The organism is Paenibacillus sp. J2R1T-4, from assembly GCF_059692235.1.
The window spans coordinates 251638-276253 of record NZ_JCAUBA010000008.1; the positions used below are offsets into that span (position 1 = coordinate 251638).

Below are 24616 nucleotides of genomic sequence, written 5' to 3' on the forward strand. Positions count from 1 at the left end.
AAACTTAATAAATTAGGAAGTCTCGGGATGAATGGGTGAAAGTAATGGACAAGCAAGAACAAGGTCGTAAAAGCTCCCGTACACGGTTAAATGAGCTTGTAAGCATGCTGCGCAGCGAGATTCGCGGGGGTCGAAGAGCAGCAGGTGAGTTTCTGCCTTCGGAGAAATGGCTGGCTGAGCAATATAACTTAAGCAACCAATCGGTTCGCAAAGGACTGGAAGTGCTTCTGGAAGAAGGATTGATTGAGAAGATCCCGCGTGTAGGAAGCAAGGTTCTGGGTCTGCCTGACGAGGGTAAAGTGACGGTGAAGCTTGGGTTCCATACCTCTATAACAAGTGAAGCACAAATCGACGAGATTCTCGACCGATTCCATAGGCAGCATCCATCTATTCGGGTGCAACCGGTGCCGCTGCCCTATTCAACATTCAGTCATATGAAGCAATATTTGACGGGGCAAATTCTCGATGCTGTCATGATGAATTACAATGATTTTCAAGACTTCGCGGAATCAGGAGGCACAGGCTTACTGGAGCCGCTCTCGCGTAACCCGGAATTATATCCGTTTCTTTCCGATGCTTTTACGCAGGATGGGTCCTTGCTTGTTCAGCCTTTTATTTTCTCACCGCTGGTGCTTTGCTACAACCGCCAACACTTCCTGGAGCAGCAACTGCCGGAACCTGACAGCAGCTGGCGCTGGAAAGATTTAATTGAGTATGCAGGCCAGTTAGCGGTTCCTAACGAACGAATCGGCTTTCATTGCGATTTCTACTCCCAGAATCGTTGGCCGCTTTTGCCGCTGCAGGCTGGAGTCAAGGTGGAGCGGAATGCAAATGGAGGAATCCGCCTGGCCAATACTCCGATGATGGAAGCGCTGAGGACGTGTCGGGATATGAAGCAGCAGCTCCCGCTAATATCGGAAGTAATCACGGCAGGTCAATCGGAGCAGTTGTTGGCCAAAGGCAAAGTATCCATGATCATGACGAGTTACTTCTATCTTAATTATTTGGCGGGGGAAGACGTACAGTTTGATGTTGCGCCCGTTCCTCACTTCGGCAGCCCTGCCACTATGCTGCTTAACACAGGGCTCGCCGTGAATAGCCAATCTAGCGTGAAAGACGCTGCAGTTCAATTGGTCGAATTCTTCACTTCCTATGAGACGCAGTTGATTATTCGGCAACAGACGTACAGTCTTCCAGCATTGAAGCAGGCTGCCGAATGGCAAGGCGAAGAGATGATGTATCGACCATCCAGATTCTCCCTGTTCAGAGAGACGATCCCGGGCTTTCGCTATTTCACTGAGCTGGGTCTCCAAGCAAGCGAGCTAAGAGAGATTAATCGAGAGGTTAAGTTGTATTGGGCAGGACTCGAGTCCGAGCAATCCTTCTGTTCACGCATGGATGAGAAGTGGGAAGAAGTGCCGTTGCCGCAAGGATGATTGTATATATTTGCTTATTTGGGACTACTGTGGTATGATGTGAGTAATTGAAATTTGACCTGAGTTCACATGTTGCATAGGGTTATGTTCTATGGAAGGTAACCTTTGCCGATTTGTGAATTTTTTATTTAGCTTGGTCAGGTCAGTTTAGGATTGAGAATGGAGGTATTTCCTTATGCAAACAGGTACAGTTAAATGGTTTAACGCAGAAAAAGGCTTCGGTTTCATCGAAGTTGAAGGTGGAAACGATGTTTTCGTTCACTTTAGCGCAATCACTGGCGATGGCTACAAGTCACTAGACGAAGGTCAACGCGTTGAGTTCAACGTAGTCCAAGGCAATCGCGGACCGCAAGCTGAGAACGTAGTAAAACTGTAAGACTTAATCTTAGTCTACACGAACTGCCCTGATCCAAGAGTGAAGGGCGGTTTTTTTTTATAATTAGATTGTCGATTTCAGGGATGGAGGCTGTACCCGTGTATTCAAGAAAAAGACTGTTAGAAGATCTGGTTGTTGAGACAACAACGGTCTGGTCATGTGAAGCCGAGGGCTGTAAGGGTTGGATTAGAGATAATTTCGCATTCGAGGTTGTACCTACATGCCCGCTGTGTAAGGCTCCGATGGGGAGAAGCATGAAAGAACTGCCTTTACTTGTAAATACCAGAACAGATCAGAAATCCTTGAAAAAGGGAATTTTAATCGGCGCGAGGTAATAAGCAGGACATCGGATATAACTTGCAAGTCTTGAGAGTACCGCAGGCGGTGCTCTCTTTTTGTCGTTCCGGGAATTGCAATCCTATCTCATCCCATTATTGGATAGGGCTGAAAGCCGGATAGAAATCTGGTATCCTTAGAAGGATGGTATTCGAACAGAATAAGAGCGCCAGATAGAGAGGAACATAGAATTATGGCGAAGCAGAAATATTATGTAGTCTGGGTAGGGAAGACACCCGGCGTGTATTCGAGTTGGCCCGACTGTCAGAAGCAAGTGGAGAAATTCGAGGATGCCAAGTTCAAATCTTTTGAATCCAAGCAGGAGGCGGAAGCCGCGTACAAAGCCGGGTGGAAGGGGATATGGGGAGCTGGCGGAGGTGGAGGCGCAGGCAAATCCGATGGTAAGTCCAAATTCAGCAAAACGAAGAAAGAAACTGTATACAGCAATGACGATATCGAATATGACAGCATCTCCGTAGATGTAGGGACGAGCGGGAATCCAGGTCCTGTGGAATATAAAGGCGTGGATACCCGAACAGGAGAGGTTCTGTTCTCTGTCGGTCCAATTTCTAAGGGAACTAATAATCTAGGTGAGTTTCTGGCAATCGTGCATGCATTAGCTTATTTGAAGCAGCAGAACAGTACGAAGACCGTCTACAGTGATTCCGAGAATGCGCTGAAATGGGTCAAGCAGAAGGCGGTATCCTCCACTTTGGTGCGAGACCATACAACGGAAGAGATCTGGAGATTGGTTGAGCGTGCAGAGAATTGGTTGAAGACGAACAGCTACAAGAATCCGGTAGTGAAGTGGCAGACGAAGAGCTGGGGAGAGATCAAAGCCGACTACGGTCGGAAGTGAACTTGAATAGGCAGGAGGAATCGAGATGGAATCATTCCAGGCATTAGTATTGGACAAGATCGATGGGGAAGTGAAGGCTCGCAAGCAAGAGTTGAGCTTAAGCGATTTGAAAGAAAATGATCTGCTGATCCGAGTGGCCTATTCCAGTGTGAACTACAAGGATGCATTGGCCTGCGTTCCGAATGGCAATATTGTGAAGCAGTTTCCTTTTATCCCAGGTATAGATTTGGCGGGTGTGGTGGTCCGCAGTAAGGACAGCCGGTTCAGTGAAGGGGAAGAGGTATTGGTAACGGGGTTTGAGCTTGGTGTCAGCTTTTTTGGCGGATTCAGTCAATATGCATGGGTATCGGCGAATTGGGCGGTGAAACTGCCTGCAGGTCTATCGTTAAAAGAGGCGATGATTCTTGGCACAGCTGGCTTTACAGCAGCCTTGTCCGTCCATGAGCTGCAATCGAGCGGAGTTATGCCGGAGAAAGGCCCTGTCTTGGTTACGGGATCGACGGGTGGAGTAGGCAGTATCTCGATTGCGATCTTGTCCAAATTGGGTTACGAGGTGGTGGCCAGCACGGGAAAGATGGAGTATGAATCTTATCTGCTGGAGTTAGGGGCATCCCGTGTCATGCTTAGGGACGAATGGATCCCGGAACAGCCGCGTTCCCTGGAGAAGCAAGTATGGGCAGGCGCTATTGATTGCGTTGGCGGCAAAGCGCTAGGCGCCATCCTGAGCAGTACTAAATATGCGGGGGCAGTAGCGGTCAGTGGCTTAACGGGTGGGGTTGAATGGACAAGCAGTATATTTCCTTTCATCCTGCGCGGGATTAAATTGATCGGGATTGACTCGGTATTCACCCCGATGGAGACGCGTGAACGCGTGTGGCAGCGTTTGGCCTCCGAGATGAAGCCGGCTGCGCTTGATTCAACATGTACAGAAATCACATTAGACGAGATTCCGGATCAAGTAACTATGCTTTTGCAGGGACTTTCACGCGGAAGGACTGTAGTCAGGCTATAGAGTCAATATGGATTGGGATTGGTCTGAAGGACGCGAAAGAACTCATTATTGAACTTCTCCAGCTCATCATAGAATATGCCGTGCCCGCTCTTGTCGAAGCGATGCAGAACCGATCCTGCAATACCTTGATGCATCAGCTCAGCAAATACATAGGGACAGATCTGATCCAGTACCCCATGGAAAATATGAGTAGGAGAATGAACTCTCGCCAGATCTTGCCGCAAATCTTCATCACGCAAAGAGATAGCGCCGGCTATTGTCCCATGGGAAGAGGCTTGCAGACCGAGCAGCTGGAACCAGTTTCGGAAGCTCGGGGTTATGCTGCTTGCGAAGAATTGCTCCCCGAACTTCTCTAACATCGCAGGGCGATCTTTTAGGGTTTGGGCAATAAGCTGATCCACTGCTTCTCTGGTCATGCCGTAGGGATAGCCGGGTCTCTGGGTAAAAGAAGGGGCAGCGGCGGCCAGAAGAATCAGCTGTGAAACCTTGTAACCGCGGTGACGGCTCATATACCGAATCGCGATCGCCCCGCCCATGGAGAATCCGACAAGGGTGAAATGCGGAAGCCTTAGCGCCTGTATAACAGTCGCAATATCGTCCGCTAATCGATCGTATGAATAGCCATGCCACGGACAATCGGATTGTCCGAACCCCCTCAGATCAATCTGGATACAGCGAAATCCGAATCGCGGCAGCTGAGTCACTTGGTATTCATACATCTTGTGGTTGACAGGCCAACCATGGATGAATACTACAGGCTTACCGGTGCCGATATCCTCCACATACAGCTTCACGCCTTGTTCTACCTCAATAAAGTACCCCATCGTTCACACTCCTTCTAGTAAGATGTCTGTTACTTCAAGTTCTCCGTGTAATAGTTATGTGAGAAGAAGAGAACTATGCCTTTGTTATAGTTTTGGACCGTGCAGGATTTGAATCTCAAATGGCGAATTATGGTAAATAGAATATGTATGCGCATTCACAGCGCCGATCATAAGGAGGATTCTATCATGGCCAAGCAAATGAAGCTGCTAGTAGGAACGAACAAGGGTGTATTCGTCTACACATCCAACATGGACAGGACAGATTGGGAGCTCAGCGGACCTTTCCTGTCGGGTTGGGAAGCTTATAGTGTTCTAGGTGATAGCAGACATGGCAATGCGTTAATTGCGGGTACTTCCCATATGGCTTACGGTACTTCGATACGGATCAGCTACGACTTCGGACAGTCGTGGACGCAGATTGAGGAAGGTCCGGCTTATACTGCTGCAAGCGGGTTTGCCTTGAGTCGGATCTGGCAGCTTGTCCCTGGTGCACCATCGCAGCCTGATACCCTTTACGCAGGTGTTGAGGAAGCGGGACTATTCGTTAGCCATGACAGGGGGAACACTTGGGCCGAGCTGGACGCTTTGACCAAGCATCCATCACGCCCGGGCTGGTTCGGCGGTGCTGGCGGGATGTGCCTGCACACGATTATTGTGGATCCGATTAATCCAAAGCGAATCTGGGTGGCAATGTCAGCAGTAGGTGTGTTCCGTACGGAGGATGGCGGAGAGACATGGCAAACTTGTAACCATGGACTAGCCCGAGTGCCGACAGGACAGCCGTATCCGGAGATCGGCTATTGCGTCCATAAGATGGTGATGGACCCTGATCGCCCAGAGACGCTCTATATGCAGGAGCATGGAGGCGTGTTCCAATCGGATGATGCGGGCGATTCCTGGTACCCGACAGAGGAAGGACTTACGCTTCGCGGAGAAGACGCGCCGTTCGGCTTTCCTATCGTAGTTTCGCCAACAGGCGACCTGTTCCTGATTCCTCTTGAAAGCTCGGAGCAGCGGACGATGAAGGATGGCAGAATGCTTGTGTACCGCAGGAATCGGGATGAACCAACGTGGCAGCCGATCGGAGATGTCGTGCCTGAAGAAAAGCGGCATGTCAGCGTTCTTCGTGACGCGATGACGGTAGATGCTCTGGACCCGTACGGTCTTTACTTCGGCACAACCTCCGGTGAAGTGTTCTGCTCGCTCGATCGCGGTGTGAACTGGCAACGCTTGCCGGGGCAACTGTCGCGAATACTGAGTGTAAAAACGTGGATCGTGGAGGATGGAGAATGACCGAAATTGAGGTGACGGTTCCAGGCTTGCTCGCGGATTGCACAGGAGGCAGATCCCGCTTTCCGCTGCAAGCCGAGACATTGCAAGATGCGTTGGATCAGCTGTTCTCCTCGTACCCCTTGCTGAAAAGGCATGTATATACAGAGTCGGGGAAGCTTCGTCAGCATGTGCTGATTTGTTACAACGAAGACAATCTGGATTGGCTGGAGCGGTTGGATATTCCGCTTAAAGCTGGAGATAAGCTTTATATTCTACAGCTGGTATCGGGCGGCTAGAAGTGAAATAGTTTTCATTCCCATCCTCTTTATAATCTGCTAAAATCAAATAAGAATAGTCGGATATAAGCTGGAGGATGGAATAGGATGTCGATTACTTTTATTGCGATTGGAATCGCTTTGTTTTTTGCAATGAATATTGGAGCCAGCGGTGCGGCTGCCGCAATGGGAGTTGCTTATGGAAGCGGTGCGATCAAGGCTAAGCGTCTAGCTCTCGTCATTGTTGCGATTGGCGTATTTCTAGGCGCTTATCTCGGTGGAGGAGAGGTCGTCAAGACATTAGGATCTGGCATCATTCCTTCGGATCTGCTGACGGTAAACCTCGTTATTATTATTCTTTTATCGGCTACTTTAACCTTGTTCGGTGCGAATATGATGGGGATTCCTCTGTCTACTAGTGAAGTTACAGTCGGAGCCGTTGTGGGAGTGGGCGTAGCATATCAATCCTTGTATGTAGACAATATTCTGCGTATCGTGTTTTTCTGGATTGCCATTCCTATCGTCGCCTTTATTATTGCCTGGGCTGCTGGGTATGCTATCCGTAGTTTAGAGAAGCGTGATCAGCGTTGGAAAGGGATCGGCAGCAGCAAGTGGAAAAAGATACTCATAATACTCGTCGCTTGTGCCGGGTTCCTGGAGGCATTCTCTGCAGGGATGAATAATGTGGCGAACGCCGTGGGTCCTTTGGTGGGGGCTAATCTGATTGATACGGAATCCGGTATACTTTGGGGCGGCTTATTCGTTGCCTTGGGGGCGATCCTCCTAGGTGGGCGCGTGTTAGAAACGAATGGCAAGAAAATTACGAATATGTCCCTGTTACAAGGAATCGTAATATCCAGTACAGGCGGAGTATTGGTGATCATAGCATCTTTATTCGGAATCCCGGTCCCTCTGACGCAAGTCACCACTACGGCCATTCTCGGTATTGGCACCGCTGATCATGGCTTTCAACTGTGGCAAAAAGGGATCATTGTGAAGATCATCAAGGTGTGGATTGTTTCCCCAGTACTCTCTTTAGTTGTTTCCTTCTCATTGGTGAAGCTATTCATTGACCCGTCTCCTTATACGATGTTGGTGCTTGTGTCGCTTTTGATTGCAACGATTGGCGTGAAAAGCTTGTACGAAATGATTCAAGCCGAGAAGAGAGCGGTCAATGAAGACGGCGGGGGAATCTAGGTTAACAGCAGGAACTGTAACGGTTACGTGCAGCAGAATCAGCAAGATCCATAAAGGGAGAGGAACATCTTAGGATGCTCTTCTCTCTTTATTTGTTGTAAAACTTGACACGGTTGCTAATCGAGGGTATATTATAACCAATGGTAACTAACCAATGGTTATAACTGAAAAAAGGAGGCGCTTTTCATGCCAAGCAAGCAAGAATTACGTTCCGAAGAAACGAAGAGAAGCATCCTTGCTGCAGCCGGTATGTTGTTCGCTGAGCGCGGCTTCAATACGGTGACTATGCGTGAAATCGCCAAGGAAGCAGGCTGCTCCCACACAACTATATATATTTATTTTAAAGATAAGGAAGCATTGCTTCACCAGCTCGCCATGTCCCCTCTGGAGCAGTTGAAGCAGCTGCTCGAAGGAATCGCCGATCATACGGACTATACACCCGAGCATAAGCTTAAGGCAATCACTCGCGAAATGATCCATTTTTGCCTGCAGAATCGCAATATGCACGAATTGTTCTTCATGGTGCGTTCTACACAAGTGACTGTAACGGAACCCGACACGGAGCTCAACAAGATTAGAAATGCTCTGTTTGCCTTATTGATGAAGGTGGTTCAAGAGTGTGTGCCCTTACCTACTGGCAGTGAACAATTGTTGTCCTTCAGCCGCATCTATTTCTACACCTTGCAAGGCATGATTGGAACCTACACCCATTCTGAGGAATCGGTTGAGGAGCTGATGGATCGGTTAGGGTCTACTTTTGACGAGGCGGTTGAAGTGCTGTTGATAGGGTTTGCGACAAAAATGAACAAAAGGAGCTGAACGAGCGATGAAAATCACACAAATATCGGAGCATATCTGGAGCTTGAAAACTTGGATCATTATCCCCATTCACGTGTGGGTTGTAACGGATGAGGATGGCGTAACTCTTGTAGATGCTGGAATACCTATAATGGCCAAAGGGATTCTTAACTTTATCGAGTCTTTGCAAGCAGGACCTTTGCGAAGAGTGGTGTTGACGCACGGTCATTCCGATCATGTGGGGTCAATCAAGCGGATTAGAGAGGTTTATCCGAACATTCCGGTCTACGTCCATGGGATCGAACTTCCTTATATGGAGGGAGCGCTGCCGTATCCCCGCCGCAAGAAAGCCGAAGCCAGCCTTACCGCAGGAATCGCACAGCCCCTTGTACAGCAAACAGATGAAGAGCTGGCATCCGTTGGGGGATTGAAGCCTTATCATACACCAGGACATTCTCCGGGACATGTGGTGTATTATCATAAGCAGGATCGTGTGATGCTGGCAGGGGATCTCTTTACTTCGAAAAAGGGTCAATTACGTAAGCCGATGGCTATATTCACAGCAGATATGGAACAAGCCGTGAGAAGCAGCGCGATTGTGGCTGAGCTATGTCCTGACAGATTGGAAGTGTGTCATGGGCAATCCGTATTCCAACCTGCGGATCAATATCGGCAATACGTACTCAGCATGCAAACCATGTGAGATGACTGACCCTTAGTCGCGGCTATTTATTACCAAAGCCCCCTACTTAAACCTAATGAAAAAGCTCGTGCCGCTTGTGCTGGATTTCACGGCAATCTCCGCGTGATGGTGGTCGGCGATTAAGCGGCAGACGCCCAGACCGATGCCGGTGCCGGTTTCTTTTGTTGTGAAGAAGGGGGTAAAGATGGTATTCAGAAGCTCCTCTGGAATCCCGGTACCTTGATCAGCAACCTCAAGTACTACTTTATCGGTCTCCATATACGTTCGAATCGTTAATATCCCCCCATTGATCATCGCTTCTATTGCATTTCGGCTTAGATTGAGAATCAGCTGCCGAATTTCGTTCTCGTTCATCTTAAAGGGTTTGACAGACCCTAAGTATATTTCCAGCTTCTGATTGTTCCTCAGAATATCAGCTTCGAGCAAAGGCAGCAAATAGTTAATAATATCATTCAAGGATTTGACTTCTTGATTATGTAATCCGTCACTCGGTGTTGCGAGGGACAAATATTCCGTTATGATCGAGTTAGCGCGGTCTAATTCGTCCACCATTAGAGTGAACGTGTCCTGATGAGCTCTGAATTCAGGCTTGCTTCTTAATAATTGCAGGAATCCCTTGACGGTAGTCATCGGGTTACGAACCTCATGGGCAATGCTTGCGGCCATGGATCCCAGCAGATCATACTTATCAAGCAGGCTCATCTGTTTGTCGTTGTTCTTCTTGTCGGTAATATCTGTCATAATACAGAGTACATAATCTTCGTCATCAATTACCACCTTCTCCCCGGAGAACAGACAATAACCGATGTGACCAGTAGAGCAAGTGAATGCAATTTCGGTATTTTGGATAACACCATAATGCTCTATCCATTGCATATGTTGGGTTATGCAAGTGCAATTTCCGTGTTTTTCTAACTCATAAATACTGATACCTTGTACATTGAAAGGATAAATCTTCGAGAATAAATTCAGAAAATTAGCATTTGCTTCAACAACCACTCCCGTTTGCAGATGAACGATGAAATTAATAGTAGGGCTGTTATGGAAGGCGATGGAAAACTTTTTGTTCGAAGAAATCAAATGGTTCTCTAACTTCTTGCGTTCCGTAATGTCCCGCCCAATAGCATAAATCCATCTATCCTCTACTTGAGGAATAACACTCCAATGAATCCAATAGTTGTCCTCGCCTACCTGATAACGTGTGATGATATCATCAGGTTCAGAACTGGTTATCCACTTGTTATAGGACGTGATGGTTATGGAGATGTCATCCGTATGAATGTAAGGGAGAAGGTCGCTAAGCTTCTGAACAGGTTCCTCTCGTTTAAGCAGTCGGACATAGGCACGATTCATCTTTTGGACGTTCCCTTCCAAATCGGAAAGGATAATAAAGTCACTTGATGCATCAATCATACTGTATAACTGTTGTAGTTTGATCAAAGGATCATGCTGCATGTGGAGTTCACCTTATTTGGTTAGCATTATTTTTATTGTAAAGAAAGCGCTCTCGGAAAAATGTAAAACATTGGACATAGTTCAAATTATATCACATCATACCATACTAGCGTATACAAATAACGCTTGCTTGATAGATTAATCTAATTTAACATACAGGAATAGTGAGTTATATAAAGGAGGGATTGAAATGCAGTATCGTACAGTAGGCAAGACCGGAATTCAAGTATCCAATCTTTGCTTCGGAACGATGTCCTTTGGTGGAAATGCCGATGAGGACACGTCAAGAGCGATGTTTCATCGTGCGCGTGAAAAAGGCATTAACTTTTTCGACACGGCCAACGTGTATAACGGAGGAGTATCGGAAGAGATATTGGGGCGTTGCATAGCCGGGATAAGAGATGAGCTTGTCCTGACAAGCAAGGTGTGTATGCCTACCGGAACCGATGTGAACGCAAGAGGGATGTCTAGAAGGCATATTTTGCTGTCCGTGGAAGCGAGCTTGAAGAGATTGGGTACCGACCGTCTCGAGTTTTATTTCATTCATCATTTCGATTCCCTTACGGCCATTGAAGAAACCCTTCGTGCTCTGGATGATTTGCAGCGGCAAGGGAAGATTCTGTATCCAGCCGTCAGTAATTGGGCGGCCTGGCAGATTGCCAAGGCATTGGGGAAATCCGAGCAAGCAGGCGTAGCGAGATTCGAGCTCATCCAGCCGATGTACAACTTGGTCAAGCGCCAAGCGGAAGTAGAGATTCTGCCGCTCGCGGAGTCGGAGCAAATAGGGGTTATCTCTTACAGTCCGCTCGGCGGCGGTTTGTTAACCGGTAAGTATGGATTGAATCGTAAGCCAGCCCAAGGCCGGTTAGTGGAGCAAGCAAGCTATGAGCGGCGTTACGGAGAGGATGCTTACTTTGATGTAGCCGAGCGATTCAGCGCCTATGCCTTGGAACGCGACATTCACCCCGCTACACTGGCGGTTGCTTGGGTTGCCAGTCATCCTGCGGTTACCGCGCCAATCATTGGAGCGCGCAACCTGGAGCAGTTAGAGCCATCCTTGGCGGCGCTTGATCTTGTCATGGATGAAGCGTGGCGCAAAGAAATATCCGCACTCTCCATAGCTCCTCCGCTTGCAACGGATCGCAGTGAGGAAGCAGCGCAATAATGCTGGCGCGGTTGCTAGAATGCAAAGACCGATTCAAGTTGAATCGGTCTTTTGTGCTAGTTTGGGGGGACCGAAGGTTCTCTCTTTTTAATTTTTTTAGCGGAGAGCGGAAAATCTCAAGGAACGTCGAACAGAAAAGGGCATGAAGGTGGAGCGGAGAAGCGTCAGCGGTCGCCTTTGCACTTGGATTCTCACCACTAAAAATAGTTCAACAGAATTCAAGTGCAACAGCGATCGTAGCCCACCTTCCTGCCCTCCACGCGCCGAACAGAACTCAACCGCCTTTACCGGTGTTAAGAACATATAGTCCAACTGGTTGAACACCCTGTTCATTCTCTTGCTCACAGGGGCTCTGCTAAAGTTAATATAGGCCTAAGGCTCACGATTCCTTCGAAAAGAGATAGCGGAAGTGTGTGCATATTTCTTGAATAGGCGCGAGAAATAAGCTACGTCCTCAAAGCCAAGCCTATGGGCGATCTCTTTGATCTGAAGGGTAGTGTAGTTCAGAAGCTTCTTGGCTTCGGATACTTTGAGCCGATTCACGTATTCATTCAACGGAAAACCCGTGTTGTGATGAACAATGCGACGCAGTGTGGAGCGGGAGATGTGGTTGCGTTCCCAGATTTCTTGCTCATTCCAGGGCTGATACAGGCTGTTAGCAATATCATCCAACACTTGCAATACAATCTCTTGCTTCTGCGATTGCAGATGGCCGACTTGGTGGACCGTATGTGCCTGAGAGAACTCATAGACGAGTGACTCCAATAGCAGAGAGGCCCGATCTGCGTTATCAGGTACTCCGCTCTCCAAGTAGGCTCCGATCGCTTCGAGCTTGCTGATCCATAAAGGGTCCACACCGACGTGCATGACGGAATCGAGACTCGGAATAATGCCGTTCAGCAGCCATTCCTGTACCCGGTCCCCTTCGAAGATGACATAATATTCGTCCCAATCTTCATTGTCAGCAGGTCCGAATTGATAGGCTTCGTCTGGCCATTCCCAGAATAAGCTGCCTGCGTTCACTGGCTGTACAGGACCCTCATTAACTTGAAAAGTGCCTCTACCGCGAGAGATGTATGTAAAAGCCATAAAGCGGCCATAAGCTACTTCTCTTTTGAACGTCCTGCGCGGGAGATAACCGTATTGCTCTATATTTAAAGACTGGATCTTCAACTTCGACCGGTCTACCTTACGATCCACAACTTGAATGGCAATCGGGCTGATCTTATAGTCCACGAATTTAGCCAAGACCTATACGCCTCCCATACACTTATGAAGCTATTGTATAGAACGTGGACCAACTTTACTACAATTATTGTTTTCTGCATAAACAGAGGAGGATGGGTTGATATGAAGCTGCATTTAACAGGGGATCTGACACATTTAATGCAAGGAATAGCTATAGCTGCCAAAGAAATGGGGGTGGAGCTCTCCGCAGACGGCTATAAGGTAGATGTGACGCAGCATGAAGAGAATGTAATTGAAGTTACTAGCAGCGGGGGGCAAGCCAGCATTCGCTACTCTCGTAAAATTCATTTCTTCCGTGCCTTCGGACTGCTTGTTGAAGAGCTGCGTTCTAAGAAGAGTGAGTTCCACCTGGTAGAACGCCCGCAATTTTCAATGAATGGTCCAATGTTCGATGTGTCACAGGGCGGTGCCGTTATTAAGGTCGACAGTGTCAAAACGTTCCTGCGGCATATGGCGCTGATGGGCCTTGATATGATTATGCTATACACGGAAGATAGCTATGATGTGGCTGAGCAGCCTTACTTCGGATATATGAGAGGCCGTTACTCCCAAGCGGAGATCCAGGAGCTGGATGATTATGCGGATCAATTCGGGATTGAGATGATCCCGTGTATCCAGACCTTAAGTCATCTGGAGGATGTGCTGAAGTGGGACACATTCAGCGATCTGCGTGACGATAAAGAAACGATGCTGGTAGGGTACGAACGAACCTATGAATTTGTCGAGCAGATGATTAAGGCAGCAATTGCCCCAGTACGGACGAAACGCATCCATATTGGGATGGATGAAGCTTGGAAGCTTGGGCTTGGCGAATATTTGGTAAAGAACGGGCTGCATACCAAATTCGAGATTATGAATAATCATTTGCGGCGTGTGCTGGAAATAACCGATCGGTTAGGGCTCAAAGCGATGATGTGGAGCGACATGTATTTCCGTGCGGGGTCCAAGACAGGGGCTTATTATGATCTCGATTGTGTCATTCCGGATGAAGTCATTGCCGATATGCCAAAAGGTGTGCAGCAGGTCTACTGGGATTATTACCATTATGACGAAGCGTTCTATACCGAGTGGATCAACCGACATAAGAAATTCGGACATACCCCTGTATTCGCGGGAGGAATTTGGAACTGGAGAGGGTATGTGCTTAACTATGGCGCGACGTTCGCCTCTACTAATGCAGCACTTAACGTGTGCAAAAGAGAAGGTGTAACCGAGGTCATCGCCACTTTATGGGGGGATGACGGCACGGAGTGCGACTGGTTCTCGGCTCTGCTTGGGCTACAGCTATTCGCTGAGCATGGTTATGCGGATTCGTTGGATGAAGAAAAGCTGAAGCGTCGCTTCCATTTCTGCACAGGCGCCCATTATGATGATTTCATGGATATTAAATATGTAGACGAAACACCAGGGATATCCCCAGGCAATCTGGAGACGTATAATGTTTCCCGATCTCTGCTCTGGCAAAATGTAATGATGGGACTGTTCGATTCTAACATTCGCGGCTTCGGTCTAACGGAACACTACGCCGAGCTTGAACAAAAGATGGCTTTGTATGCAGGGCGGAATGGCGAGTATGGCTTTGTATTCGAGCTCCTCCGCAGACTGTGTGCCGTCCTGTCGCTTAAGGCAGAGATGGGCATTCGCATTACCGATGCTTATGCTGCGGGCAACAAGTCGATCGTGAGCCGGATTGCAGATACCGAGCTTCCTGAGTTGATCCGACTAGTGAAACAATTGCACACCTATCACCGCAAATGCTGGCACCAGACCAATCAATCCTTTGGTTGGGATATCATGGATCTGCGATATGGCGGATTGCTGATGAGCTTGGATACAGCCATAGACCGACTGCATGATTACGTGAATGGAGAGGTCGAACGTCTTGAAGAGCTGGAGGAGAAGCGGTTGCCTTTCCAAGGGAAAGAAGGACTTGCCGACTGCTACTTCTATCAATTCATGCCGACCGCCAGCCGTATTGCACGAGTGTAAGAATGACACTAATTAAATTCCAAAGGAGCCCATAATATGCAGCAGCAATTCGGAAGTAAGTTAGTAAAAGGGATAGCCTATCATGGCAACCGGATATTGAGACACGTAGAGACCGATATGCGGGACATTGTGGAGCATCATTTCAATCTGGTCGTTCATATGTTCTCTCACACGGATTGGGATCGTCACCGCAACATTATGAAAGAAATCTTCCAGATTACAGAAGGACACGGGCTGGATGTATGGGTGGATAATTGGGGAATCGGAGGTCCTCCAGGGGACAAGTCGCATTTCCTTCAATATTCCCACTCCAGTCATCAAGTGTACTCAGACGGAGCCGTTGATCCGGTCAGATCCTGTCTGAACAGTCCGGATTTCCGCAAGTTTACGCGGGAATGGATTGATGTGGTTAAAGACATTGGCGGGAAAAGCATCTTCTGGGATGAGCCTCACTTGGCTGCCAAATCGATGGAAGACAATAAGCCCAAAGTGTGGAGCTGTTACTGCGATCGATGCAAAGCCTTGTTCCAAGAACAATACGGCAAGCCAATGCCGTCCCTGTTCACAAGTGAGGTAGAGGCGTTTCGGGTTTGGTCTGTTGTAGATTATTTCCGCGAAGTCACACGGTATAGCAGGGATAAGCAGATGGAGAATATCGTCTGTGTAATGCTGGGGGCTTCCTACGGAATTAATCTCGAGACCATTGATCAAATAGCTAAGTTGGACACCTTGGATAATATTGGCTCAGATCCTTACTGGCTCGGACACCAGGACGTGGAACCCTACGAATTTGTGTATCGAGGTACAGAACGGAATCTGGACATTTGCAGAAGGTTCAACAAAGACCATAACATTTGGATTCAAGGCTACAACACCCCTGCCGGACGGGAAGAGGAGATCGTATGGGCGACAGATGCCGCTTATGATGCAGGGGCGCGAACGATTCTCGTCTGGGGATACCGCGGTTCGGAATCGAACGATTATCGGGCCGTTCATCCGGACAAAACCTGGCGTGCGATTGGAGATGCTATGCTTCGTATAACCGAAAAGCATCGGGATGAACAACGCCAGTTAAGGAACGCCGCTATGCAGGCCAAAAATTAGGGTACTAGGTGCACATCAGTGAAGGAGTTCGTTGAAGAATGCCGTATATAATAAGTAGCAACTAGATAGATTCACATAATCGGTAGGGGCAGAAACGGAAGGTATACACATGGATGAGTCCTGTACCCAATCAATAGAAGGGCAACGAGGGCAATTGCAAGCATCGGGGGCAGAACGCAAGCCAGTTCTCCGCCAAGCCATGCGAAATGGGCACTACGAAGCGGTAACTTCCACGATCTTAGGTAATTTGATTGTGGGGCCTTACTTGACGGGATACTTATTGTATCTGGGCGCGAGTGCGGGTCAGATCGGATTTATTACTGCGCTTCCTCTGCTTATGAATGCGATACTGGTTATTGTATCCGCGTTCCTGATGGAGAAATATACGAATCGTTACCAGATCGTCTTCGTGACGGTCTTGTTTCATCGTATTTTCCTATGTGCTTGCGGGTTGATTCCTTTTATTGCGCCAAGTGAGTGGTGGATACCGCTATTCATTATATTTTTTCTGACGCTCTGCTTCTTCGGCTCCTTGTCGTCTGCTCCGTTTACGACCTTGCTTGCAGATATGGTGCCCACCGAGACACGCGCGAGGTACTTCGCGATCCGGTTCACTTTAACGGGTGTAGCGGCAGCCATTACTTTGTTCGCTACAGGCTGGGGCCTTGATCGGGTGTCAGAGTCTACAGGATTTGCTGCGCTCTATATCATAGGAACTGCTGTGGCTTTAATTAACATGATTACGATCGGGAGATACCCCAAAATCCCGCATACCCCTTCAGAGAATGGGTTATCGATCAAATACTTATACAAGCCGTTCCGAGATTCCGGTTTTATTAAATCGATTCTTTTCGTGTCGTTCTGGATTATGGCGCAGGGCAGTACTATATCACTGTTCAGTTACGTGATGCTGGATATCATGAACATGAGCTATGAATGGATCGGAATTTCGAATACGCTGCTCGCTGTTGTGTCGATTGTGGCTTATGTGGTCTGGGGCAAATTAAACATTAGGTGGAGCAACCGTAAGCTTCTTTTGTGGGTGTTTCCGCTCAATGCCGTATCCATTATATTGTGGGGCATTCAAGCCTTTGTACCCGCCACCTTTATGCTGATTGTGGTGTACACTTGTCTTGGTATAAGCATGGCAGGCTTCGGACTTCTTGTGTTCAATTTCGTTATCAGCGATACACCCGATAAGGATCGTCCCATCTACTTCTCGGTCTACGCGTCCTTGACAGGTTTATTCGGCTTCTTCGGACCCTTGATCGGGGGACTCCTGTTTGATTATGTGAAAACATGGCCTCTATGGTTTCAGGAGTATGGCCTAATTGTGGGGATTGGAATCATCATGTTAACAGCTTCTCTGACGGTCTCCTTTCGAATCTTTAGTGAAAAAACCTGACTTTATCCTACTCCAATGTACACCGCTTTTTGCCCTGCATTTAAGTAATTTTGTTTCCTAAGCTATATAATAGCTGCCAGTGGAATGGGGGGTAGTCTGATTTCCTCATCCGTAACAGGCAGCTTTTTTGCCATTTCAAAATACAGCTTTCCTTAATCCCATCAACCGTTACATATTCATACACTTTTCGAAAAATAAACTGCCCGATTAATTAGGAAGCTATATCCCATTTGTTCACATCTTCACTATTTTTCATGTAAATGATAATAGCGTGATAAATCGAAAATATTGGAAATATTAGGTCATGGCAGTTCCGTACTACAATTGATTTTGAAAGCGGTTACTAGGGGGTGAGTACAGTCCACTACACCACGTGATTGCACACGGTAGTTGATACACCCATTCATTCCTAGAGAGGTGAGATTTATGATCCGAACGAAGCGTTTATTGGCCATCTTGTTCAGTTTGATGTTGTTGGCCGCCCTGATTCCGATGCTCCCTTCACCCGCAAGCGCAGCTGTTGTATCCCTTATGTCTCCTGCGGAAACATCCGGCAGTATTCAAGTGAACCTTCATCCGACGGAAGGTGTTTCTACAGGGGTCTCTAAGCTAGTGACGTTTGGTGTTCCTTTCCCAAGAGGCTCGGTAACCGCTGCGAATCTGAACAAAATTCGCGTATTAAAAAATGGTGTGGAAATTCCTGCTTATGTAGAACAGCAAACACCGTGGAGACACATAAGCAACACCGGAATAGACGGTCAATCCGTTCGGATTGCCCGGATTCAAATTAACAATACGTTTGGCGTGAGCTATCCGAATTATGAAACCATCACGGTACAGTGGGGAAGCACGGCAAGAACACTGAACATATCTACATTCGTCAACCCACGCACCGCATGGCATCAAGTCACTTCGGGAACGTTTGTATCTGCGAATAACGTATATGAACCCGATGTATATGCGGTGCTTCCGCCTGCTCATTTGACCAAGAGTGGAATTTCACTTAGCCGGATGAACCCGCTTGATAGTAGTGTCCCGTTGACTCGGTCAAATCCAACCACGATGGATGCTACTGAACATTGGCCTGGATATACCGAAGCGGAGCATGCCTTCAAGAATAATTTCTTCTCTATTATTAATGAAGATGATCCGTTAGTCACTGCACCCAATCAGAATCCTTATAAAACAGATAGTGAGCCTTGGCTGTATGACCGTTCCTCCACCATGTATATGCTGTATTTGCGAACGGGATCTTTCAAAGCGCTGCGGGAAGCCGTAAGGAGTACGGATTTCTATAAAACACAGCTTTATGACGCCTCCATAACACCGGCAAGAGCTATAGGATTATTCAAGCTGAAAAATCCTGATCCGTCTGGATGGCCGGGCGGGAATGGTGCGATGTACAGCTACAATGAACCGCTCGCTTATTCGCACTGGCTGACAGGAGATAATGATGCGCTCACATACATTCCGCTAGTTGTGCAAGCGCATGAGACGAATGATGAACCGACACGCTGGGCGACTGGCCTTGCAACTTGGACCGAACGTCACACTGCGTTACGTCTACTCTCCAACATTATCGCTTATGAGGTAACGGGCAACAGTACTTACAAAGCCAATATTATTTCCCAGTCGGGTGACTTCATCTGGCATCAGAACGGGGCTGGCGGAGTGCTTCCGGCGGGTCGAGTGGATGGAGGGCTGTATCATTACGGCAGTCAGCACGGTGATGGAGTGAGCGGTGATCTGGTGGCATCGTCTTGGATGACCGTACTTACGGTCGATGCCATGGTGCGGGCTTATGCACTTTCGGATGATTCTACGATTGCAGGGTTTATTAAACGAGTAGGGAACTTCCTGAAAGTTGCTTCCAAGTCGGATGCTTACCATATGTATGACACTTATACCGGTACACTGCGATATCCGGACTATATGATGAAGTACGATGGCACTACAGATGCTATTAGCGGCGAGAGAGGCAGCTCAAGCAATCCGTATGGAGGAACTACGATAGAACATAACCTGGATGTAGCGAATGCCATCCTGTGGGCTGAATATTTCAACCAACTTACAGGCGGCTCACCAGACGCTGCACTTAAAACTGCGGCTTCCGATCTGTATGCCGGGTATGATATAGGGGTGAATTACTGGATTCGTCCGACAGGCCCGCCGGCGGGGAAGACTGCTTATCGAGTAAGCCCATGGAGAAAATGGGGCTGGGAGCATCGAGTAACTGGTAACTTCAGTTGGTTGGCTGGTCAAGTGCTCTCAGGAGGAGGCTCTACCGATACGACACCTCCGACCGTATCCATGACTGCCCCTACGGGAGGCGCTACAGTTAACGGGACGATTACTTTGTCGGCAAATGCTGCAGATAATGTAGGTGTGGCGGGTGTTCAGTTTCAGGTAGACGGAGGGAATACGGGAACAGAGGATACGGGTTCCCCTTACTCCTTATCTTTTAACACGAACACGCTGACTAACGGAACCCATACGTTCCGCGCGATCGCCCGGGATGCAGCCGGTAACACTACGACTTCATCAGCAGTAAGTGTTACGGTTTCGAACGGTGTGACACCAGTAACGGTTACCTTCCAACAGGGTGTGAGCTCTTATACGGGAACGAAGGATGTCTTCATTACATCACAAGGTGGAGGCAACGGATCACGGGATACTACTGGTGATATGAAAGTCTTCGATCAAACGCAACAAGCAACTCCTTATGAGATCCGCAGTTTGCTGCGTTTTGACGGCATTACGATTCCGGTGGGCAAAACGATCACTTCTGCCAAAGTTACACTGCGCTTCGATACATGGAAAGCCGGCTTCACCCTCGAGGGCCGCTATTTGAATACAGCCTGGAACCCGGCGGCTCCTACCTTGGGCTGGCAGAACAGAGATACTTCCTTGTTGTGGAATACGGCAGGAATCAAGGGCAGCGGTACTGATTATCTCAGCAGTCCGACCTTCACGGTAACAGGCTTCACCGCTACCGGAATCCAGACCAAGCAGTTCGCCTTAGACCCGTCTATCGTACAGGGATGGATCACGAATCCCTCGACCAATCACGGCATTCTGTTCTTCATCAACAACCAGAACACGGCACTCAACATCTCTTCATCAGAGAACAGTACGGTGAGTTACCGGCCGATTCTAGAGATTACCTATCAGTAGAAGCAGAGACTAGCTGCCGAACAGGTAATCGCAAGATGGTCTTCATCGCAAAAGGCTCGACCTTTCGTGGATCGGATATATAGATTTCATGATGCAGTCCGCTCTGAATCCAACTATGTTGTTTCATGAAGCTGTGGAGTTTGTCCAAAGTTTCCGGCTCGGTGGAGTAAGGTCCAATGTGCAGCATCTGCACACTTGGGCCTTCTTTGTATGTCTCAAATAAAAGTTGGCGAAGGTCGTCCAGGTCTTTTTTCGTATTCCCTGCCAAATACGGTCAGTTGATTTAAGCGGATCTTGCCATTATTCGACCATCCTGCAGCTGCAGGATCTGATCGGACAATCTCGTCACAGCCATGCGATGGGTAATGAAGATGAGGGTTGTCCCTTTAAGCTGCTCGGTGAGATGGGTCAGCAGTCTTTGCTCCGTCCGCATATCCAGGGCTGAAGTAGCTTCATCCAGTATGAGGATGGAGGGCTTGCGAAGCAGGGCTCTTGCGATACTGATTCGCTGCCGTTCTCCGCCTGACAGGATAAGTCCCTGTTCGCCAACCTGCGTGTGCAGTCCATCGGGCAGCTGTGCGATCCAATCTGTCAGCTCAGCGTGGCGGATTGCCTTCTCTACCGCATCGGTATCCGTATTGTCGCTGCCATACAATATATTATCCAGAATCGTCCCGTTTCGCAGCATAACCTCTTGCGTAATACCGAGGAATTGCCTGCGCAGCCAGCCTTCATCGATCTGGTCGAGAGGAACGCCGCCGATAGTTAAAGTTCCTGAGGAAGGCTGCCGCAGGCCTAATAACAGCTCCGTCAAGCTGGATTTCCCTGACCCTCGTGAGCCGATCACCGACACAACCGAGCCTGCTGCAATATGAAAGCTTACTTTCTCCAGAATGGAGTTCCCGTCATGCTTAAAGGATAAATCTTCTGCTTCAATGTCCATAGATCGGATTGAAGGGATGATACCTGACTTAGCCGGAACGGAGAAGGCGACTTCTGCAATACGTTCTACTGCCGGAGCAACTTTCTTGGAAGCAAAATAAGTTTCGAAGAGGGCGATTCCAAATGGTTGCAGCCAATTATAGACGGCCAGAAAAGCGATCAAGGCTCCAATGGTCATCTGCTTATCGGCTACCGAATGACCCCCAACCCAATAAAGCACAACAAGAAAACATGAGCCTAACCAGGTATTAAAGAACTCGACCAGATGGTTGGTCTGTATGCCTTTGCGGGTTACATTCCAATCGTTGTGCAGAACGGAGTCAACGGTCTCAAGGGCACGGCGTTCTTGTCCCGAAGCCTTGATGAACGGTGCTGCTGTGAGCACCTCGCGGATTGTTTCTGTAACATGTGAAGCTTGCCGTGCCGATTCCGCAGCCCGTTGTTTCACACGGCGGCCAAGCAGGGAGATCAGTACCGCATGAGCTGCCCACAAGCCAAGGAGGAGCAGAGCAAGACCGGTGTGCAAGGTGAGCAGAACTATAGAACCGATCGTGATTGTAATAATAAGCCATAGCATCCACCATATTTTACTGTCCACAAAAGCAATGATTTCCTCAGAATCATCAAGAGTCCGAGTAATTAGGTCTCCTGATCGCTGTCGCTGCATCCAACTTAATGATTGATGCTGGATGCCATTGAATAAGTCTGCTCGACCTTGTCCGCCAATATATAAGGCAAACCGCATAAGATACGTTTCCACTAGAATAACGGCACTGCCAATGATCGGTACGATAACGGTACACAGACACACGACTACGAGCAACCCCAAATCCTGCTGAGGCAGAACCTGTTCCAGAATGTATTTAGTCATGAGGGGCGGAGTCATAAAAGCTATTGTTCCTGTGAGAATCAAGCAAGCAGTCCATACCATATTTGTACGATACGGGTGAGCTAGCTTCCTGAGATAAGCCAATACAGCTTTTCGATTATACGACGGCGCTGGCAACGGTGTTGTCCTCCCTTTGTACATCCGAGTCGTTGGTTCGCTCATGCAACTGACTGTGCCATAGCCGGGAATATACACCGGAGGAGTGGGTGAGCAAGGCTTCATGTGTTCCTTGTTCCACTAACTCGCCATTATGTAAGACAAGAATGCGGTCTGCATGAGCGGCTGCTTGGAGTCGATGAGTTACGATAATGCGGGTCAGAGCTTCTGACTTAGCGTATTTGTTCAGAGCTTCATAGACAATGGCTTCACTGGCTTGATCTAAGGATGCGGTTGCTTCGTCTAACAGCAGGCAGTCTGGACGCTTAAGCATCGTGCGCGCTAATCCGACTAACTGACGCTGTCCTCCCGACAGAACGGAGCCTCTGTCTCCTAGAACCGAGTCATACCCTTTTGGCAGTGTCTTTATCATGTCTGAAGCACCGAGAGCATCCATCCAATAGTCAATATCCCCTTGGTCCGCGTCAGGCTGTAAATAAGTCAGATTTCTCAACAGACTCGTGTTGAACAAGTAGCCTTCCTGTGTCATATACCCCATACGCTTACGCAAATAAGCAGCATCCCACTCGCTCAATGGAGTTGTTCCGATCACAATAGTTCCGGCGGAAGGTTCCTGCAGACGAGTTAGCAGCTTAAGCAGCGTGCTTTTACCTGATCCGCTATGGCCTACTATGGAGACATGTTCCCCTGGCTCAATGGAAAAGGATAAATTTTTAAGCAGCAAGCCATGATCACCCTCGACGCATACATTGCGAAAATGAATCGGATTATTCTTGAGATCCAGTGGATGTAATAACCCTCTGTTTCTCCCTGGCTCTTCGGGAAGCTGCATATATTCCATAATGCCTCGAATCCGAATTTGAATATCTGCGAAAGTTACGTAGAGCATGAAGAACAACCGAACAGGATTATTAATAGCCGGGATGAAGGCGATGACAGTCATAAGCTCGCCAATCGTGGATCGGCCTGCTGAGACCTGCCATCCAACGAACAGGAATACGAGTGCCGGAGCCAGAGAGTCCGGAATGCGCGGGAAGCCTTTGAAAGCATCGGTCAGGATGTTCTCCTGGAACGTAAGCTCTGCCCATTTCTTCTGCTCTTTGGAGAATTGCTCATACTCTTGTTGTTCGGTCCCGTAAATTTTGGTCTGTTTACAGCTCTCGAGTTTCTCCAATAGACTCTGGCGCAGGGCTGCATTGTGACGAATAAGGCGATGACGCACGTCACCGCGCTTTTTGCCAAAAATATGAACCGGAATAAATAGAACCACATAAGTGATCACAACCATTACGGCCACTGGCCAGTAGATTCGACTTATCACTACAATTGCTGTACATCCGAGTAAGGATGCCTGTACAAGGGATGGCAGTGTGACTAAGCCGAATTGCTGAATCATACGAGTATCCTGAATAATTCTTTGTAATAATTCGCCTCTTGGAGTTTTGTTGAAGAAGGATGCAGAGGTACGGAATACAGCAGCCAAAGTATCGCGTGATAATCGGTAAGTCAGACTTTGCATAGCTCTGGCCGAAATATAGCTTCGAGCAGTGATGAATATATGCGTACATAGATAAATCGCTGCAAGCTGGATGGCGTAAGAGAACAGTTCGTCACCATTGCTATGTGTAACTTCATCCACTATTCGCCCGATGTATATGGGGGCGGCGGCGCTGGTAACGATGATTACGATCGTCAATAAAGAGATAAGAAGCAGGGTTCCCTTATTACTGGATAATTGTTTTATGAAGAATACGAGCCAATCTGGAAATTTGATCAATGGACACACTCCCAAATGTTAGAAACGCCATCATCGTATCAGCTTGTCCAAAGGAGGGTCAAACAGTAAAAACAAGTGTTCGCTTTTTTGGAGCATCATGCACTTCTTGTTAAGGGCTAAGCTTCCGGGCATTTTCAGAAAATGGTATCTTCTTCTATCTCACTCATTCGCAATTTCTCATTAATCGATAACATAAAGCTTACGGGAATAAAAGAAATAATCCGCAAATATAATGATCTGTGCTACCATATGAGGTAAATATA

At 48.0% G+C, this 24616-nt stretch carries 21 protein-coding genes; 15 read left to right on the top strand and 6 right to left on the bottom strand.

The genetic code is table 11. From position 1 onward, the window contains the following. Positions 1–44 precede the first annotated feature (44 nt). The 5 genes from AC58QD_RS16035 (at position 45) to AC58QD_RS16055 (ending at position 4019) form a co-directional block, all read left to right on the top strand. On the top strand, positions 45–1436 hold the full coding sequence (locus AC58QD_RS16035; RefSeq protein WP_497334926.1) for an ABC transporter substrate-binding protein: 1392 nt from the start codon (positions 45–47) through the stop codon (positions 1434–1436). Positions 1437–1611: 175 nt separating this feature from the next. Next, positions 1612–1812, top strand: coding sequence for a cold-shock protein CspD (cspD, locus tag AC58QD_RS16040; RefSeq protein ID WP_199620314.1), 201 nt, complete (start codon positions 1612–1614; stop codon positions 1810–1812). Positions 1813–1895: 83 nt separating this feature from the next. After that, a complete protein-coding gene (locus AC58QD_RS16045; protein WP_497334929.1) occupies positions 1896–2147 on the top strand; it encodes a cold-shock protein in 252 nt (83 codons plus the stop codon). Between the two features lie 194 nt (positions 2148–2341). Continuing rightward, positions 2342–3007, top strand: coding sequence for a ribonuclease H (rnhA, locus tag AC58QD_RS16050; protein WP_497334931.1), 666 nt, complete (start codon positions 2342–2344; stop codon positions 3005–3007). Positions 3008–3032: 25 nt separating this feature from the next. Continuing rightward, a complete protein-coding gene (locus AC58QD_RS16055) occupies positions 3033–4019 on the top strand; it encodes an oxidoreductase (protein WP_497334933.1) in 987 nt (328 codons plus the stop codon). A gap of 2 nt (positions 4020–4021) precedes the next feature. Here the strand turns inward: AC58QD_RS16055 and AC58QD_RS16060 are convergent, their stop codons facing one another. Beyond that, positions 4022–4843, bottom strand: a complete 822-nt coding sequence (locus AC58QD_RS16060) for an alpha/beta fold hydrolase (RefSeq protein ID WP_497334935.1) — start codon at positions 4841–4843, stop codon at positions 4022–4024. A gap of 186 nt (positions 4844–5029) precedes the next feature. On the opposite strand from AC58QD_RS16060, the gene AC58QD_RS16065 reads away from it, so the two are divergent. From AC58QD_RS16065 to AC58QD_RS16085, 5 genes are all read left to right on the top strand, one after another. Further along, positions 5030–6136, top strand: coding sequence for a WD40/YVTN/BNR-like repeat-containing protein (locus tag AC58QD_RS16065; protein ID WP_497334937.1), 1107 nt, complete (start codon positions 5030–5032; stop codon positions 6134–6136). Next, positions 6133–6411 (top strand): MoaD/ThiS family protein, encoded by a 279-nt coding sequence (locus AC58QD_RS16070; protein ID WP_497334939.1) that lies wholly within the window; start codon positions 6133–6135, stop codon positions 6409–6411. Before AC58QD_RS16065 ends, AC58QD_RS16070 begins: the two co-directional genes overlap by 4 nt. Positions 6412–6498: 87 nt before the next feature. Continuing rightward, positions 6499–7587, top strand: a complete 1089-nt coding sequence (gene cysP, locus AC58QD_RS16075) for a sulfate permease (RefSeq protein WP_497334941.1) — start codon at positions 6499–6501, stop codon at positions 7585–7587. A 186-nt stretch (positions 7588–7773) separates the two neighbouring features. Beyond that, the gene (locus tag AC58QD_RS16080; RefSeq protein WP_497334943.1) at positions 7774–8406 is read left to right on the top strand and encodes a TetR/AcrR family transcriptional regulator; all 633 of its coding nucleotides are present in this window, start codon (positions 7774–7776) and stop codon (positions 8404–8406) included. Between the two features lie 7 nt (positions 8407–8413). After that, positions 8414–9088 carry an MBL fold metallo-hydrolase gene (locus AC58QD_RS16085; protein ID WP_497334945.1) on the top strand — a complete coding sequence of 225 codons (675 nt, stop codon included), beginning with the start codon at positions 8414–8416 and terminating at the stop codon, positions 9086–9088. A gap of 42 nt (positions 9089–9130) precedes the next feature. Here the strand turns inward: AC58QD_RS16085 and AC58QD_RS16090 are convergent, their stop codons facing one another. Continuing rightward, on the bottom strand, positions 9131–10543 hold the full coding sequence (locus AC58QD_RS16090) for an ATP-binding protein (protein ID WP_497334947.1): 1413 nt from the start codon (positions 10541–10543) through the stop codon (positions 9131–9133). Positions 10544–10733: 190 nt separating this feature from the next. Between AC58QD_RS16090 and AC58QD_RS16095 the strand changes: the two genes are divergently transcribed. Next, positions 10734–11708, top strand: a complete 975-nt coding sequence (locus AC58QD_RS16095) for an aldo/keto reductase (protein WP_497334949.1) — start codon at positions 10734–10736, stop codon at positions 11706–11708. A gap of 372 nt (positions 11709–12080) precedes the next feature. Here AC58QD_RS16095 and AC58QD_RS16100 read toward each other — a convergent pair whose 3' ends face one another. Continuing rightward, positions 12081–12956 (bottom strand): AraC family transcriptional regulator, encoded by an 876-nt coding sequence (locus tag AC58QD_RS16100; protein WP_497334951.1) that lies wholly within the window; start codon positions 12954–12956, stop codon positions 12081–12083. Between the two features lie 102 nt (positions 12957–13058). On the opposite strand from AC58QD_RS16100, the gene AC58QD_RS16105 reads away from it, so the two are divergent. From AC58QD_RS16105 to AC58QD_RS16120, 4 genes are all read left to right on the top strand, one after another. Next, the gene (locus AC58QD_RS16105; RefSeq protein ID WP_497334953.1) at positions 13059–14945 is read left to right on the top strand and encodes a beta-N-acetylhexosaminidase; all 1887 of its coding nucleotides are present in this window, start codon (positions 13059–13061) and stop codon (positions 14943–14945) included. Between the two features lie 36 nt (positions 14946–14981). Continuing rightward, positions 14982–16049 (top strand): hypothetical protein, encoded by a 1068-nt coding sequence (locus AC58QD_RS16110; RefSeq protein WP_497334955.1) that lies wholly within the window; start codon positions 14982–14984, stop codon positions 16047–16049. Positions 16050–16158: 109 nt separating this feature from the next. Then, positions 16159–17454, top strand: a complete 1296-nt coding sequence (locus AC58QD_RS16115) for an MFS transporter (protein ID WP_497334957.1) — start codon at positions 16159–16161, stop codon at positions 17452–17454. Between the two features lie 426 nt (positions 17455–17880). Continuing rightward, entirely contained in the window at positions 17881–20628 is a 2748-nt protein-coding gene (locus tag AC58QD_RS16120) for an Ig-like domain-containing protein (RefSeq protein ID WP_497334959.1), read from the top strand. Here the strand turns inward: AC58QD_RS16120 and AC58QD_RS16125 are convergent. The 3 genes from AC58QD_RS16125 to AC58QD_RS16135 are packed head-to-tail and all read right to left on the bottom strand — an operon-like array spanning position 20615 to position 24353. Continuing rightward, complete coding sequence (locus AC58QD_RS16125; protein WP_497334961.1) at positions 20615–20896, bottom strand: GyrI-like domain-containing protein; 282 nt, start codon at positions 20894–20896, stop codon at positions 20615–20617. The two genes, AC58QD_RS16120 and AC58QD_RS16125, sit on opposite strands and share 14 nt — an antisense overlap. A 15-nt stretch (positions 20897–20911) precedes the next feature. Beyond that, positions 20912–22576 carry an ABC transporter ATP-binding protein gene (locus tag AC58QD_RS16130; RefSeq protein WP_497334963.1) on the bottom strand — a complete coding sequence of 555 codons (1665 nt, stop codon included), beginning with the start codon at positions 22574–22576 and terminating at the stop codon, positions 20912–20914. Beyond that, positions 22557–24353, bottom strand: a complete 1797-nt coding sequence (locus AC58QD_RS16135; protein WP_497334965.1) for an ABC transporter ATP-binding protein — start codon at positions 24351–24353, stop codon at positions 22557–22559. Before AC58QD_RS16135 ends, AC58QD_RS16130 begins: the two co-directional genes overlap by 20 nt. Between the last annotated feature and the right edge of the window lie 263 nt (positions 24354–24616).

Coding starts and splice junctions, on each gene's coding strand:
- AC58QD_RS16035 (WP_497334926.1), top strand. CDS start 45: ATGGACAAGCAAGAACAAGGTCGTAAAAGCTCCCGTACACGGTTAAAT.
- cspD (WP_199620314.1), top strand. CDS start 1,612: ATGCAAACAGGTACAGTTAAATGGTTTAACGCAGAAAAAGGCTTCGGT.
- AC58QD_RS16045 (WP_497334929.1), top strand. CDS start 1,896: ATGGAGGCTGTACCCGTGTATTCAAGAAAAAGACTGTTAGAAGATCTG.
- rnhA (WP_497334931.1), top strand. CDS start 2,342: ATGGCGAAGCAGAAATATTATGTAGTCTGGGTAGGGAAGACACCCGGC.
- AC58QD_RS16055 (WP_497334933.1), top strand. CDS start 3,033: ATGGAATCATTCCAGGCATTAGTATTGGACAAGATCGATGGGGAAGTG.
- AC58QD_RS16060 (WP_497334935.1), bottom strand. CDS start 4,843: ATGGGGTACTTTATTGAGGTAGAACAAGGCGTGAAGCTGTATGTGGAG.
- AC58QD_RS16065 (WP_497334937.1), top strand. CDS start 5,030: ATGGCCAAGCAAATGAAGCTGCTAGTAGGAACGAACAAGGGTGTATTC.
- AC58QD_RS16070 (WP_497334939.1), top strand. CDS start 6,133: ATGACCGAAATTGAGGTGACGGTTCCAGGCTTGCTCGCGGATTGCACA.
- cysP (WP_497334941.1), top strand. CDS start 6,499: ATGTCGATTACTTTTATTGCGATTGGAATCGCTTTGTTTTTTGCAATG.
- AC58QD_RS16080 (WP_497334943.1), top strand. CDS start 7,774: ATGCCAAGCAAGCAAGAATTACGTTCCGAAGAAACGAAGAGAAGCATC.
- AC58QD_RS16085 (WP_497334945.1), top strand. CDS start 8,414: ATGAAAATCACACAAATATCGGAGCATATCTGGAGCTTGAAAACTTGG.
- AC58QD_RS16090 (WP_497334947.1), bottom strand. CDS start 10,543: ATGCAGCATGATCCTTTGATCAAACTACAACAGTTATACAGTATGATT.
- AC58QD_RS16095 (WP_497334949.1), top strand. CDS start 10,734: ATGCAGTATCGTACAGTAGGCAAGACCGGAATTCAAGTATCCAATCTT.
- AC58QD_RS16105 (WP_497334953.1), top strand. CDS start 13,059: ATGAAGCTGCATTTAACAGGGGATCTGACACATTTAATGCAAGGAATA.
- AC58QD_RS16110 (WP_497334955.1), top strand. CDS start 14,982: ATGCAGCAGCAATTCGGAAGTAAGTTAGTAAAAGGGATAGCCTATCAT.
- AC58QD_RS16115 (WP_497334957.1), top strand. CDS start 16,159: ATGGATGAGTCCTGTACCCAATCAATAGAAGGGCAACGAGGGCAATTG.
- AC58QD_RS16120 (WP_497334959.1), top strand. CDS start 17,881: ATGATCCGAACGAAGCGTTTATTGGCCATCTTGTTCAGTTTGATGTTG.